This is a genomic window from Arthrobacter sp. MYb229 (assembly GCF_002975405.1).
Lineage (GTDB): Bacteria > Actinomycetota > Actinomycetes > Actinomycetales > Micrococcaceae > Glutamicibacter.
On sequence record NZ_PCPS01000001.1, the window covers coordinates 1,005,331 to 1,019,230 of the forward strand.

A 13,900-nucleotide genomic window follows, 5' to 3' on the forward strand; every position below is an offset into this window, starting at 1 on the left:
GCGGTCATGGGGCATGCCGTTTTTGCCGTGGCGCAGCTGGCGCTTCATCGATGCACCTCTGCGGCGGGAACTGCGATAGAATCGCTGTATGCATTTTCAGCGCGACCTAGTCTAAGAGCGGCCTGCGGCCGTACCCCCGAGTGGATATTTGGGGGCTTTTGTTGTGTCTGGAGACAATACCAAGTTTTTCCGTCAGGAAATTTTTCCGCAAGTTTGTGAGACGAGCTCAGTGACATCATCGACGAACGAGACCAGAACCTACGACTTCAAGGACCTCGAGTCCAAGTGGCTACCGGTTTGGGATGAACTAGAAGTGTTCAAGCCCGCCGACGATGGCACCCGTGAACGTCGCTACGTGCTGGATATGTTCCCCTACCCCTCCGGAGACCTGCACATGGGCCACGCGGAGGCCTTTGCCATGGGCGATGTTGTCGCACGCTACTGGCGCCTGCGTGGCTTTGACGTCATGCACCCGATCGGCTGGGACTCCTTCGGCCTGCCGGCGGAGAACGCCGCGATCAAGCGCAATGCGCACCCGGCCGAGTGGACCTACAAGAACATCGACACCCAGGCCGAGAGCTTCAAGCGCTACGCCATCTCCGCGGACTGGGACCGCCGGCTGCACACCTCGGATCCGGAGTACTACCGCTGGACCCAGTGGCTGTTCAACAAGTTCTACGAAAAGGGCTTGGCCTACCGCAAGGACCACCCGGTCAACTGGTGCCCGAAGGACCAGACCGTGCTGGCCAACGAGCAGGTAGTCAACGGCGCCTGCGAACGCTGCGGCACCGCCGTGACCAAGAAGTCGCTGAACCAGTGGTACTTCAAGATCACCGAGTACGCCGACCGCCTGCTCGAGGACATGGATGCGCTCAAGGGCCACTGGCCAGAGCGCGTGCTGCTGATGCAGAAGAACTGGATCGGCCGTTCCGAAGGCGCCCAGGTCACCTTCCAGATCGAAGCCCACGAGCAACTGGCCGGGGTGCAGATCCCGGTCTTCACCACCCGCCCGGACACCCTCTACGGGGCGACCTTCATGGTGGTCGCCGCGGATGCCGCGCTGGCCAACGAGCTGGTCACCGAGCAGCACCGCGAAGCGCTGGAAGCCTACCAGGAGCAGGTCAAGACGCTTTCGGAGATCGAACGCCAGTCCAGCGAGCGCGAGAAGACCGGGGTGTTCACCGGCCGCTACGCGATCAACCCGCTCTCGGGCGAGAAGCTGCCGGTCTGGGCCGCGGACTACGTGCTGGCCGACTACGGCACCGGCGCGATCATGGCCGTGCCCGCACACGACCAGCGCGACCTGGACTTCGCCCGCACCTTCGACCTGCCGGTGCGCGTGGTCGTGGAGACCGGCGAAGAGGACCCGGCCGTGTCGGGAACCGCCACCGCCGGCGAGGGCAAGCTGGTCAACTCCGGCGAGCTGACCGGGCTGGACAAGACCGAGGCGGTCGCCAAGGCGATCGAGATCGTGGAAGCCGCCGGCACCGGCGAACACACGATCAACTACCGGCTGCGCGACTGGCTGCTGAGCCGCCAGCGCTTCTGGGGCACCCCGATCCCGATCATCCACTGCGCCGAATGCGGCGAGGTCCCGGTCCCCGATGACCAGCTGCCGGTGCGCCTGCCGGATAACCTGCGCGGCGAACAGCTGGCACCGAAGGGCACCAGCCCACTGGCCGCCGTCGCGGAATGGGTCAACGTGCCCTGCCCGAAGTGCGGGGCGGACGCCAAGCGCGACACCGACACCATGGACACCTTCGTGGACTCCTCCTGGTACTTCCTGCGCTTCGTCTCCCCGAACTACACCGAGGGCCCCTTCGACCCGCAGGCGGTCCGCGACTGGATGCCGGTAGGCCAGTATGTGGGCGGGGTCGAGCATGCGATCCTGCACCTGCTGTACTCGCGCTTCTTCACCAAAGTCATCCACGACCTGGGCCTGATCGACGCGACCGAGCCGTTCAGCGCGCTGCTGAACCAGGGCCAGGTGCTCAACGGCGGCAAGGCCATGAGCAAGTCCCTGGGCAACGGCGTGGACCTCGGCGAGCAGCTGGACAAGTTCGGCGTCGACGCGGTGCGGCTGACCATGATCTTCGCCTCCCCTCCGGAGGACGACGTGGACTGGGCGGACGTGTCCCCAAGCGGTTCGCAGAAGTTCCTGGCCCGCGCCTGGCGCATCGCCCAGGACGTCACCAGCGCACAGGACGTGGACTACACCACCGGCGAGAAGGCGCTGCGCCAGATCACCCACCGCACCGTGCACGAGGCAGCCCAGCTGCTGGATTCGGGCAAGTTCAACGTGGTGATCGCCAAGACCATGGAATTGGTCAACGCGGCGCGCAAGACCATCGATTCGGGAGCCGGCGCCGCCGACCCGGCCGTCCGCGAGGCGGCCACCGTCACCGCCCAGCTGCTGAGCATGTTCGCCCCCTACACCGCCGAGGACATGTGGGCCGAGCTCGGCTACGCCCCGAGCGTCGTGAACAGCGCCTGGCCGGAGGTCGATCAGTCGCTGCTGGTCGACGATACGGTCACCGCCGTGGTCCAGATCAAGGGCAAGGTCCGCGCACGCCTGGACGTTCCGATCGACATTTCCGAGGATGACCTGCGCGAGCAGGCCTTGGCCCATGAGACGGTGATTCGCATGCTCGACGGCAAGGAGCCGTTGAAGGTCATCGTCCGTGCGCCGAAGCTCGTGAATGTGGTTCCGGCACCGTAAGCTCAAGGCATGAACGAACGCACCAAGGGCCCACGCGCGGGCTGGCTGCCTAAATGGCTGGCCCCGCGTGGGCTTGCGCGTACCCGAATCGGCGTGGTCACCGACTCCGCCGCCTGCCTGCCAGCACAATTGCTGGACAGCGAAGACTTCGCCTGCCTGGGAATCCCGATCATCGTGGACAACCACGTGCACGGCGAAGATCTGAACGCCCTGATGATGGGCCTGGCCATGGGAAAATCCGTCAAGACCTCGCGTCCGGCGCCCGGAGAATTCGCCCGGGCCTACCGGGAGCTGGCCGCCGCCGGTTGCGAGTCGATCATCTCCATTCACCTCTCCGGGCAGCTTTCCGGGACGGTGGAGGCAGCGCGCCTAGCCGCCGCCGACATCAAAATCCCGGTGCAGGTCATCGATTCGCGCACCGTCGCGATGCCCCAGGGCTTTGCGGTCACCGACGTGCTGGCCGCGCGCGATGCCGGAGCCCCGCTGGAAATGCTCGAGCAGATCGCCCGCGGCGCGGCGCGGAATTCCGTCTACTTCGCCGTGCCGAGCCTGGAGCAGCTGCGCCGCGGGGGACGGATCAGCACCATCTCTTCGGTGCTGGGCAACCTGCTGAACGTCAAACCGATCCTGAGCATCGAAGCGGGTGTGATCCAGCCCATCGAAAAGCCGCGCTCCTTCGCCCGGGCCCAGGCGCGGCTGGTGGCGCTTGGCGCCCAGGCTGCTACCGCGGCCCAGGGGCCGGTACGCATCGGCGTCATGCACTTCGGCGCGGCCGAACTTGCCACCGAGATCGCCAACGAGCTCGCTCCGCTCAGCGCGCAGCAGGTGCTGATCGAATCCCTGCCGGCGGTGCTCGCGGCGCATACCGGCATCGGGGTGCTCGCCGTGGCCGTGGGGCCGCTGAATCCACAATCCGAGCCGGAGGACACCCTCCCTTCGTAGTAGTGGCGCAAACTATCGGCCATGGGGCGCCACGACTTCTTCAGTAAATTTGCGCCACGGCCGACCAGGTTGCGCTTCGCCGTGTCGCGGGTCGCTGCCCTCGTGCTGGTCCTCGTGGTCCTGGCCTGGGTGGCCTTTTCGATCATCTTCTCGCCGCCGCCGGCGGCCGAAGAGCTGGATTCCATTCCGCTGGTGGCCGACCCCGAACACCCGGCCGCCACCGAACCGCTGGCTACGCTCACCGTGCATGTGGTCGGGGCCGTGAAAAAGCCCGGCGTCTACGAGCTTCCCGATGGTTCGCGGATCACCGATGCGATCGAAGCAGCCGGCGGGATGAGCAAAAAAGCCCGCCCGGAGCTATTGAATTTGGCGGCCAAACTCGCCGACGGGCAGCAGATCATCCTGCCCGGAACTAGTGATGCCTCGGCAACTCCGGGCGCCCCGCAAGCCCAAGGGCCAAACGCGAAGATCTCGCTGAACCAGGCCGATGCGCAGACCCTGCAGACCCTGCCGGGCATCGGCCCGGCACTAGCCAAACGCATTATCGACTTCCGGGACAAAAATGGCCCGTTCACCAGCGTCGCGGAACTCGACGCTGTCTCTGGAATAGGCCCGGTGCTCTTGGGGGAGCTCTCGGAATTGGTGATCCCATGAAGACGGACTTCCGCGGGCTTTGGATCTTGGCCGGGGCCTGGGTGACCGCATACCTGCAACCGCCGCTGCTGGTCACCATCATCGTGCTGCTGCTCTTCCTCGTGGGCTTCGCGCTGCTGCTGCGCCGGCGCCACGATGCTCCCTCCTCGGCTCCCTGGTTCAGCGGACCGCTGCTGCTGCTCCTGGCCTCGATCAGCATCAGCTTCGCCGCCCTGGGGCAGAACGACTGCCGGCTGCCCGAGGGAGCAGAACAGCAGCGGCGGGTCATCGTGGCCTTTAACGATCCGCCGCGCCTCGGCGAAGACGGAACGAACAAGGGCATTGCGCAGATCGGAGAATATTGGCACCAGGAGCAGTGGGTTGCTTGCCCCATTCCGATATATCTGAGCCTGCCCTACCCGCTGGAAACCGGCGCGGATAGTTTCGAAACAATTCTGGACCTGCAATCCACCGGGGCAAAAGGTGCATTCCACTGGTGGGCTCGGGCACAGAGCGAACCGGTGGTGAAGACCTGGCAGGAACCGACACCGGCAGATCACTTGAAAACCAGATTCGCGTCGAGCCTGAAAGAACTACCCGACGAGGCCCGCGGGCTCCTTCCGGGCATGCTCTACGGGGACCGCTCGGGGCAGGGCGAAGAACTCTCCGCGGCAATGAAAGACAGCGGGCTGAGCCACCTCACCGCCGTCAGCGGGTCAAACGTGGCGTTGCTCGGTGCCATGGTGCTGGTGATCCTCAGGCTTTGCGCCGTGCCCAGGGTGCTGGCCGCGCTGCTGGGCATCGGCTTCCTGGCCTTATTCATCTGGTTCGTGGGCCCTGACCCGAGTGTGCTCCGCGCCGGATTAATGGGAATCATCGCAACAATCTCGCTCATGCTGGGCCGCGGGCGCGGGTCCTTGGGCATCTTGAGCCTGTCGGGGACCATTTTGCTGCTGATCGATCCGTCGCTAGCAGTGGAACCGGCCTTCGCCTTATCCGTACTGGCCACCTTGGGCATCATCGTACTGACACCGGCCCTCACCGACATCCTTTCACGCCTCTTCCCGTCGTGGTTTGCGCAATTGACGGCAATTTGCTGCGCCGCGCAATTCACCTGTCTGCCGGTGATCATCGCCTTGAACTCAAATTTCAGCCTGTACTCGCTGCCGGCCAACCTCTTGGTCGCACCATTGCTGCCCCTGATCACCAGCATGGGGGTGATCAGCCTGCTGTGCTGTACTCCATTGCCGGCGGTCACCGACATCTTGTTATGGGTGCCTGGCCTTCCGGCGGGATGGATTGGAAAGCTCGCGCTCTGGGTAGTCGAGCTGCCCGGTGCCGCACGTTCATGGCCTCCTGGGATTGCCGGCATCTCGCTCGCAGTGGGATTCTCGGTGGTGTTCGCCGTCCTGCTGCTGAGCACCTATGAAAGCGAGCACGCGAGTATTCATCGGCTGGCCGGCGCCGGATTGGCGGTGCTCGTGGTGCTCCTCGTGTCGCTGGTGCTCCCGGCGACCCTGTTCTACCGTCCGGCGATCCCGGTGACCTGGAATATCGCGATGTGCGATGTCGGCCAGGGTGACGCGTTCGTGATTCGTAGTGGTCCCGCTGAGGGGTGGCTCTTGGACGCCGGACCCACGGATGGGGGCGTGGCTGGCTGCCTGGATCAGCTGGGGATCAAAAAGTTATCCAAGGTCTTCATCACGCATGAACACGCCGATCATCTTGGCGGGATCGCCGACGTGGAAGCGGCCGGAATTCAAATCGATCAGCGTCTGGTTTCCACCGGCTTCGACCCTAGCCGCTGGTCCGAGACCGCAGTGCTCAAACCGGGGGATAGCGGTGGCACGGACGCCGTGCACTACCGGGTGATCGGGCCAAATGAAATCCGTGCGCGCTATGCCGAACCCAATGACACATCCTTGGTGATCGTTTTCGACTTTCTTGTCCACGGTCAGGTGCTGAGTTTCTTTACCGCCGGGGACCTGGAGGAAGCAGCGATGCATCAGCTGCTGGCCGAACTGCCGCAACCTCCGGTCCAGGTGCTCAAGGCCTCGCATCACGGCGCGCGAAATGGCGGCACGGAAATCATTGAAAAATTGCGGCCGCAGGTCCTTTTGATATCTGCGGGTGAAGACAATTCCTATGGTCATCCGCACCAAGAAATTCTCGACGCGGCGCAGCGAACCGGAGCGCGCGTGATCAGATCCGACCTCGAGGGTACGGTTCTGCTCACATTCGAACCGGACAAGGTGCTCGCCACAGCGATCGGGCCTGCAGTTCGGTAGGATCGAGTTAACGCACGACGCATGAAGGAGCTCGATGGCACGCGCGCAAGCATCTCCGGGAATTTCTTGGCGGGATTTAACACCCCAACCCTTGATTCTGCTGACCGGATCCGAACAATATCTGGCTTCGCGCGCCTTCGAGCTGTTGCGCAGCCAAGCTGCTACGCGCGAGGACATCCAGCATACTCGGCTCAACGCGGCCAGCTACGAGCCAGGCGAACTGTTGCTGGCCACGAGCTCCTCGTTGTTTTCCAGCGCGAACCTCGTCGAGGTACACGACCTGGCATCAATGAACGAGTACTTCCTCAAAGATGCCTTGAATTATCTGAAGGATCAGGCACCGGAGAATGTGCTGATCATGCACCACTCCGGGGGTACCCGCGGCAAGAAATTACTGGATGCCATAAAGGCCGCCGGCGCGTTGCTCGTCAATTGCCAGCCGATTAAACGCGACGCCGAGAAAATCGACTTTGTGCAGGCCGAATTCAAGTCAGCCAAGCGCCGGATCACCAATGATGCGGTGAAGTCACTAGTCGCCGCGGTTGGCAATTCCTTGGCAGAGCTTGGATCCAGCTGTCACCAGCTGATTCAGGACACCACCGGAACCATCGATCAAGAGGTGGTCGATCGGTACTATGGTGGCCGTATCGAAGCGACGGCCTTCAAAGTGGCGGACGCCGCCTTGGCCGGAAATGCGCAATTGGCCTTGACCACGTTGCGCCACTCCCTGGATACCGGAACAGATCCAATTCCCATCGTCGCGACCTTGGCGATGAAGATCCGTCAGTTGGCGAAGGTGCTCGGAGTCAACGAGCCGGCGGCGTCCTTGGCCTCCGAGCTGGGCATGGCGCCGTGGCAGGTTCAGGCAGCGCAGCAGCAAGCACGCGGTTGGAAACGCGCTGATGTCGCGCAATGCATTGAGAACATCGCCCAAACAGATCGCATGGTCAAAGGCGGCGGGCGGTCACCAGGCTATGCCTTGGAACGTGCGATCTTATTTATTGCTTCCAAAGCACCGCAGCGATAGCTCGGCTTGCCTGGCACCTAGCTTTCGTTCCGCTTGGGATCGGTGGAACGGGCCAGTTCTTCGTAGAGCGTCCAAAAATCCACCATGGCGCGCGGCTTGCCGGCGAGCAGATCTTCCAGATACCGCAGATGAGTATGCCAACCGATCAGGTAGTCGGCGGCCTTATCCGCTAACCCCCGGTGTTCGAGGTGCAACCCGGTGCTGGATTCTCGCCCGGTAAGTTCGATCCGCAACTCCGAGGGCTCTTCGTCGGGGAACTTCCAGGACATGGCCAAGAGCTTGAGCGGATCAATTCCTCGCACCTGTGAGGTGCAGGGGTAATTCGGTGCGTGTTCGACCGTGACTACTTCACCGGAGCGAAAGGTCCCAGAGACCAGCGTCCCGAGCCACCCCGACAACGGCGCGGACTCGGTCAGCGCGTGCCACACCTGGTCTGCCGTGGCTGGCATTTCCCAATGGTGCAGGACACGTCCTGCGAAAATATTTACTGATCTACCGACTAATGGCATAGCTGAACACTAGCGCAGTGCCGCAGGGCAGAGAAGCGGTGCTTAAAGCACAAGATCCCCGAAACCCAAGGGCTTCGAGGATCTTGCTGAAGTTTAGCGTTGCTTAGAGGGCGTTAACCTTCTTGGCAATGGCCGACTTACGGTTAGCAGCATTCTTCTTGTGAAGAACACCCTTGCTAACAGCCTTGTCGAGCTTCTTGCCAGCCAGACGCAATGCGTCAGTTGCCTTATCCTTGTCACCGGCGGCAATTGCGTCGTTGACGTTACGGACCACGGTCTTAACTTCCGAGCGGACTGCTACGTTACGCAGACGAGCCTTTTCGTTGGTAAGATTACGCTTCTTCTGGGACTTGATGTTTGCCACTTTAATAAACTCTCTCGTTTATTGCGAAATACGGTCGGTAGAGGGTTCATCCTTCGGGCCATCGACTGAGCGGTGTGGGGCACCTATGGCGACCCAAAGGGGGCGTGTCACCCAACCTGCGTGACACACAAGAATTAACTCTAGCAGAACGCCGCGGCAACGACCAACGCCTAGCGGCCGTTATTTAGGGCGTTCACCACATTGCCGAAACGCTGCTCGTCGAGAATGGCCCCTTCGCGACGTACTGCACTTTGCGACAGGCGGATGATTCGGTCGAGCTTGACCTCGCTGGGACGGCGCTCGCGGTCCCAGGCGCCGGTTCCGATGTCCATGTAGTCCGGATTGCTGTGACCGCCATTGTTCTTGTCTTTGCTCGTCAGCATCAGGCCAAGCAACCAGCTGTCATCGCGGCCGATAATCAGCACCGGGCGGTCCTTTCCCTGGCTGTGGTCTTCCTCGTAGGGAACCCAGCCCCAAACCACTTCGCCGGGATCGGCCTCGCCGTCGAGGCTCGGGTTGTATTCATAGTGGACGGTGCCGCGGAAATCGCCCGGGTAGGCCGATTCGCGGAGGTTATTCCCGCCATTGCTGCTGCCATGCCGCTGCTGAGCCCGGCTCGGAGCATTGCTCGGCCGGCGGGTAGTGGGGGAGGTGTTTGACCCATTGGCGCGAGTGGAGTTGAAAACCTTAACTGCACGCACAACGAGGGAAAGAATCTTCTGCACATTCAAAGCCATGATCGACAAACTATCAGGGCGCGCGGTACCAAATAGGTAGTGACGCGTAAATCATGACAGAATGGAGCCTAATTCCGCGTCTATTCTTAGTTTGCAAATGAGGTCTGTTTAGGTGTCTCCATTGGCCCGCACCGCCCAGGTGCCAGCCGCGACCGATCCGTCGCTCATCCGTAACTTCTGCATCATTGCCCATATCGACCACGGTAAATCCACCTTGGCCGACCGCATGCTGCAATCCACCGGCGTGGTCTCCGCACGCGACATGAAGGCCCAGTACCTGGACCGCATGGATATCGAACGTGAACGCGGTATCACCATCAAGTCCCAGGCTGTCCGTATGCCTTGGGAAGTCGATGGCGTGACCTACGCGCTGAACATGATCGACACGCCTGGCCACGTCGACTTCACCTATGAGGTTTCCCGTTCCCTGGCGGCCTGTGAAGGCGCGGTCCTGCTCGTTGACGCAGCACAGGGCATCGAAGCACAGACCCTGGCGAACCTCTACCTGGCCATCGAGAGCGATCTGAACATCATTCCGGTGCTCAACAAGATCGATCTGCCAAACGCGCAGCCGGAGAAGTATGCCGAAGAGCTGGCAAACCTCATCGGTTGCGATCCCGATGACGTCTTGAAGGTTTCAGGTAAGACCGGCCAAGGCGTTGAGGCTCTCCTGGATGAGGTCATCAAGCAGCTTCCGCCGCCCGTTGGCGTGGCCGATGCTCCTGCACGGGCCATGATCTTCGACTCCGTCTATGACACCTACCGCGGTGTGGTCACCTACGTTCGTGTCGTCGACGGCATGTTGCGTCCGCGCGAACGCGTCCAGATGATGTCCACCGGCAGCACGCACGAACTGCTCGAAATTGGCGTCTCCGCCCCCAACCCGGTTCCAAGTAAGGGACTGGGCGTGGGTGAGGTCGGCTACCTGATCACCGGTGTGAAGGATGTACGCCAGTCCAAGGTCGGAGACACTGTCACCAATAGCCTGAAGCCTGCCGCTGAGTCCCTCGGCGGATACGAAGATCCGAAGCCGATGGTGTTCTCGGGACTTTACCCGATGGACGGTACTGATTACCCGGCGCTGCGCGATGCTTTGGATAAGCTTCAGCTCAACGACGCCGCCCTGGTGTACGAGCCAGAGACTTCCGTCGCTTTGGGCTTCGGGTTCCGCGTTGGCTTCTTGGGGCTCTTGCACCTGGAAATCACCCGTGAGCGTTTGGAGGCCGAGTTCAACCTCGACCTGATTTCTACCGCTCCGAACGTGGTCTATGAGGTCATGGGCGAAGACAAGCAGTTGACCACCGTGACCAACCCCTCGGAGTTCCCCGAAGGCAAGATCCTCGAGGTTCACGAACCACTGGTCTCGGCAACTATTCTCGCTCCATCCGAATTCATCGGCTCGGTCATGGAATTGTGCCAGGGACGTCGCGGCACCTTGCGCGGTATGGATTACCTCAGCGAAGAACGCGTAGAAATGCGCTACACGCTGCCGCTGGCCGAGATCGTTTTCGATTTCTTCGACCATCTGAAGTCACGTACGCGTGGTTACGCATCCTTGGACTGGAAGGCCGACGGAAGTCAGGTTGCAGACCTGGTCAAGGTCGATATTCTACTGCAGGGTGAGCAGGTGGACGCGTTTAGCGCGATCACCCACCGCGACAAGGCGTACTCATACGGCGTGATGATGACCGGCAAGCTGCGTGAACTGATTCCACGCCAGCAGTTCGAGGTGCCGATTCAGGCTGCCATCGGTTCGCGCATCATCGCCCGCGAGTCCATTCGCGCCATCCGCAAGGATGTGCTGGCCAAGTGCTATGGCGGCGATATCAGCCGCAAGCGCAAGCTGCTGGAAAAGCAGAAGGCCGGTAAGAAGCGAATGAAGATGGTCGGCCGCGTGGAGGTTCCCCAGGAAGCCTTCATCGCCGCGTTGTCCACCGGCGAAGAGAAAAAGAAGTAAATGCCCTCAGTTTTGCCTGATGGCGATCCGGCTCCGGCCGATGGTCTGCTCCCCGCATTGTGTTCACACAATGCGCAGGAGCGGACCATGTCCTTTTATGTACATATTCCGTTCTGCACGGTGCGCTGCGGATACTGCGACTTCAACACCTACACCGCAAAGGAACTTGGTTCCGGGGCGAGCCAAGCCAGCTATGCGGCCACCGTCAGCCAGGAAATCAGCTTCGCTCGGCAAGTGATGGACAAATCTGGCTTGCCGCATCGTGAAATCGAGACCGTGTTCTTCGGTGGCGGCACCCCGACCCTACTGCCAGCCAGCGACCTGGTGTCGGTTTTGGCACGCATCAACAGCGAATTCGGGCTGAAGCCCGGCGCCGAGGTCACTACCGAGGCGAACCCGGATTCGGTGACCCGTGAAAGCCTGCAAGAGCTCAAGGACGGCGGGTTCACCCGCGTGTCCTTTGGCATGCAGTCGGCGGTGCCACATGTGCTGGCGGTGCTGGAGCGAACCCACGATCCCAAGGGCGTGCCGCAGGTGGTCCGCTGGGCTCGCGAAGTGGGTCTCCAGGTGAGCGTCGATCTGATCTATGGGACTCCGGGGGAGTCCTTGGAGGATTGGCGCACCAGCGTGGAAGCGGCTTTGAGCTATGAACCGGATCACATTTCGGCCTACGCGCTGATTATTGAAGAGGGCACCAAGCTTGCGGCGCAGATTCGCCGCGGACAGGTACCGAACATCGACGATGACGATCATGCCGAAAAGTATCAGCTGGCCGATGAAATGTTCGCGGCCGCGGGCTTCCGCTGGTATGAAGTTAGCAACTGGGCCAAGGGCGAAGGGCATGCTTGCCGGCATAACGTTGCCTACTGGCAAGGCGGAGACTGGTGGGGCGCCGGACCGGGTGCCCATTCGCATGTTGGTGGCCTGCGCTGGTGGAATGTGAAGCATCCTTCGGCCTACCAGCAGCGGATCGACGGCGGGATTTCCCCGGGCCACGGCCGCGAGTTCCCCGATGCCGAGGCAGTCAAACTGGAGCGCACGATGCTGCTGACCCGGTTGGGCAGCGGCATGCCGATCGCCGAATTGGATGAGCATGGCCGTCGGGCAGTTGCCGGACTCATTGCCGACGAGCTGATCGAACCGCAGTCGGCCTTTGCCGGAACTATCGTGTTAACGCAACGAGGTCGGCTCCTGGCCGACCTTGTAGTGCGGGAACTGTTGGACTTCTAAAGTTTCAGCAAGGATTGTTACTTCATTAGCCGCAGGTTGAATGCGTAGCGGTATGGGCGTCCCCTGTTAGCCTGGATGGCTGCACGGGCGCCCATCAGCGTCATATAGACCCAAAGCGCCACGGTGGCTACCGCGAACGCCCAGCCAAACCCGGGAACCAGGGTGAGCACGTTCAGCACGATGGCCAAAATGGTCAGCGGAAACGTGAAGTTGAAGGCTTCTTTCGACTCCTGCGAGGTAAAAGGTCCACGGTCGCGGTACACGGCGAAGATGATGGCCGCGGGAATGCATCCCAGTACCGCGCCGAAATGCGACATCATGGCCCATTGGCGATCCTCGGAAGGAGTCAAGGGCAAAGCCGAGACCTTGGAACCTTCGAAACGTGAATTTTCCGGCGGTACGGTCTTGCGTGCAGTCACGTGGCGCTTCCTTGTTTAGCAGTGGGTGGTCGATCTGATTCTATCGAGGATCTAGCGACGCAGAGTACAACCCGCCCTAAAAATCCAACTATTAGTCAATCGTTAGGAAACCGTAATCTTCGCTGGTTAGAAAATCGATGAGCTCCTCGACCTTACCCAGCAGCTGCGGTTCAAGCTGTGCGTAGTGGTCAACTCGGGAAAGGATGCGCTGCCAACCCAGCCCGATGTCCTCGGCAGTTGAATGCGGCCAGCCGAACGCGCGTAATATTCCGGTTTTCCAATCCGTTCCACGGGGGATCACCGGCCACTTCTCAATATTAAGTGCTGCCGGTTTCACCGCCTGCCACACGTCGACATACGGATGACCAAGAATCAGGACATGATTCGCCGCACCGGGAACCGCCATCGCTTCCTTCACGATACGTTCTTCCTTGGTGCCCGCAATCAGGTGGTCAACCAAGATCCCCAGACGCCGTTCGGGCGAGGGATTGAAAGCGCGAATGGCGCCGGCAAGATCGTCGACGCCATGCAGAGGCTCAACGACGATGCCTTCCACGCGCAGGTCATGGCCCCAGACTTTCTCCACTAGTTCGGCATCGTGCTTGCCTTCGACCCAGATCCGGCTGGCGCGTGCCTCGCGGGCCTTCAAACCGGTGACCGCCCGGGAACCGGAAGCTGAAACCATGGTCTTTGGCGCCAATGCCTTGGCTTGTGGCTCAACGATCTCCACCGGCTCGCCTTCGAGCAGGAAGCCGAAGCCCGCTTGGAAAGAGCGGGTCTTGCCCCGCCGGTCTTCCAAAACGATCACCCGCATTCCTCCGGACTTCTCGGTACGCACCACTTCGCCGACCCAACCGCTGTCCACGTCTTCGAGTAAAAGCCCCATTGAAACCGGAACTTGACGCAGTTTTTTCGGTGCAGGTGCACTGAGGTCGTGGGCTCCCCAGGAGTAATTGGTCACGTACTGCCTTTCGCTGTGATCGAATACGCTCGAAATCCAATGCTAGCAACCGATGTAGGTATTAGACTTGGCACTTGATAGGTTAGAGTGCCAAATCCTTGCCGGAGTTCATAG

At 61.3% G+C, this 13,900-nt stretch carries 12 protein-coding genes; 7 read left to right on the forward strand and 5 right to left on the reverse strand.

From position 1 onward, the window contains the following. The first annotated feature begins 199 nt into the window (after positions 1-199). The 5 genes from leuS to holA are packed head-to-tail and all read left to right on the forward strand — an operon-like array spanning position 200 to position 7,609. A complete protein-coding gene (gene leuS / locus CQ019_RS04745; protein WP_105569269.1) occupies positions 200-2,719 on the forward strand; it encodes a leucine--tRNA ligase in 2,520 nt (839 codons plus the stop codon). 9 nt (positions 2,720-2,728) lie between these two features. Beyond that, a complete protein-coding gene (locus CQ019_RS04750) occupies positions 2,729-3,661 on the forward strand; it encodes a DegV family protein (RefSeq protein ID WP_105569044.1) in 933 nt (310 codons plus the stop codon). A 21-nt stretch (positions 3,662-3,682) separates the two neighbouring features. Next, positions 3,683-4,315 (forward strand): ComEA family DNA-binding protein, encoded by a 633-nt coding sequence (locus CQ019_RS04755; protein WP_105569045.1) that lies wholly within the window; start codon positions 3,683-3,685, stop codon positions 4,313-4,315. Further along, the gene (locus CQ019_RS04760; protein WP_105569046.1) at positions 4,312-6,582 is read left to right on the forward strand and encodes a ComEC/Rec2 family competence protein; all 2,271 of its coding nucleotides are present in this window, start codon (positions 4,312-4,314) and stop codon (positions 6,580-6,582) included. The genes CQ019_RS04755 and CQ019_RS04760 overlap by 4 nt, the downstream gene beginning before the upstream one ends. A 34-nt stretch (positions 6,583-6,616) precedes the next feature. Continuing rightward, positions 6,617-7,609 (forward strand): DNA polymerase III subunit delta, encoded by a 993-nt coding sequence (gene holA / locus CQ019_RS04765; protein ID WP_105552138.1) that lies wholly within the window; start codon positions 6,617-6,619, stop codon positions 7,607-7,609. A 17-nt stretch (positions 7,610-7,626) separates the two neighbouring features. Here holA and CQ019_RS04770 read toward each other — a convergent pair whose 3' ends face one another. The 3 genes from CQ019_RS04770 to CQ019_RS04780 form a co-directional block, all read right to left on the reverse strand. After that, a complete protein-coding gene (locus CQ019_RS04770; protein WP_181148245.1) occupies positions 7,627-8,058 on the reverse strand; it encodes an SRPBCC domain-containing protein in 432 nt (143 codons plus the stop codon). 163 nt (positions 8,059-8,221) lie between these two features. Continuing rightward, positions 8,222-8,482 carry a 30S ribosomal protein S20 gene (gene rpsT, locus CQ019_RS04775; RefSeq protein WP_096284742.1) on the reverse strand — a complete coding sequence of 87 codons (261 nt, stop codon included), beginning with the start codon at positions 8,480-8,482 and terminating at the stop codon, positions 8,222-8,224. A gap of 170 nt (positions 8,483-8,652) precedes the next feature. Further along, on the reverse strand, positions 8,653-9,219 hold the full coding sequence (locus tag CQ019_RS04780) for a type II toxin-antitoxin system PemK/MazF family toxin (protein WP_096284740.1): 567 nt from the start codon (positions 9,217-9,219) through the stop codon (positions 8,653-8,655). A 112-nt stretch (positions 9,220-9,331) separates the two neighbouring features. Here CQ019_RS04780 and lepA point away from each other — a divergent pair, with 112 nt between their 5' ends. After that, positions 9,332-11,176, forward strand: coding sequence for a translation elongation factor 4 (gene lepA, locus CQ019_RS04785; RefSeq protein ID WP_096284738.1), 1,845 nt, complete (start codon positions 9,332-9,334; stop codon positions 11,174-11,176). Further along, entirely contained in the window at positions 11,177-12,406 is a 1,230-nt protein-coding gene (hemW, locus tag CQ019_RS04790) for a radical SAM family heme chaperone HemW (RefSeq protein ID WP_096284736.1), read from the forward strand. A 17-nt stretch (positions 12,407-12,423) separates the two neighbouring features. Here hemW and CQ019_RS04795 read toward each other — a convergent pair whose 3' ends face one another. Both CQ019_RS04795 and CQ019_RS04800 read right to left on the reverse strand, forming a co-directional pair. After that, positions 12,424-12,825: a DUF4870 domain-containing protein gene (locus CQ019_RS04795; RefSeq protein ID WP_105569047.1), complete on the reverse strand. Its 402-nt coding sequence runs from the start codon at positions 12,823-12,825 to the stop codon at positions 12,424-12,426. 91 nt (positions 12,826-12,916) lie between these two features. Next, the gene (locus CQ019_RS04800; RefSeq protein ID WP_105569048.1) at positions 12,917-13,786 is read right to left on the reverse strand and encodes a DUF3097 domain-containing protein; all 870 of its coding nucleotides are present in this window, start codon (positions 13,784-13,786) and stop codon (positions 12,917-12,919) included. Positions 13,787-13,900 lie beyond the last annotated feature (114 nt).

Bases quoted from the DNA above. Each gene is read 5' to 3' on its own strand.
- CQ019_RS04750 (WP_105569044.1), top strand. From the start codon at position 2,729: ATGAACGAACGCACCAAGGGCCCACGCGCGGGCTGGCTGCCTAAATGG.
- CQ019_RS04755 (WP_105569045.1), top strand. From the start codon at position 3,683: ATGGGGCGCCACGACTTCTTCAGTAAATTTGCGCCACGGCCGACCAGG.
- CQ019_RS04760 (WP_105569046.1), top strand. From the start codon at position 4,312: ATGAAGACGGACTTCCGCGGGCTTTGGATCTTGGCCGGGGCCTGGGTG.
- holA (WP_105552138.1), top strand. From the start codon at position 6,617: ATGGCACGCGCGCAAGCATCTCCGGGAATTTCTTGGCGGGATTTAACA.
- CQ019_RS04770 (WP_181148245.1), bottom strand. From the start codon at position 8,058: ATGCCAGCCACGGCAGACCAGGTGTGGCACGCGCTGACCGAGTCCGCG.
- CQ019_RS04780 (WP_096284740.1), bottom strand. From the start codon at position 9,219: ATGGCTTTGAATGTGCAGAAGATTCTTTCCCTCGTTGTGCGTGCAGTT.
- hemW (WP_096284736.1), top strand. From the start codon at position 11,177: ATGCCCTCAGTTTTGCCTGATGGCGATCCGGCTCCGGCCGATGGTCTG.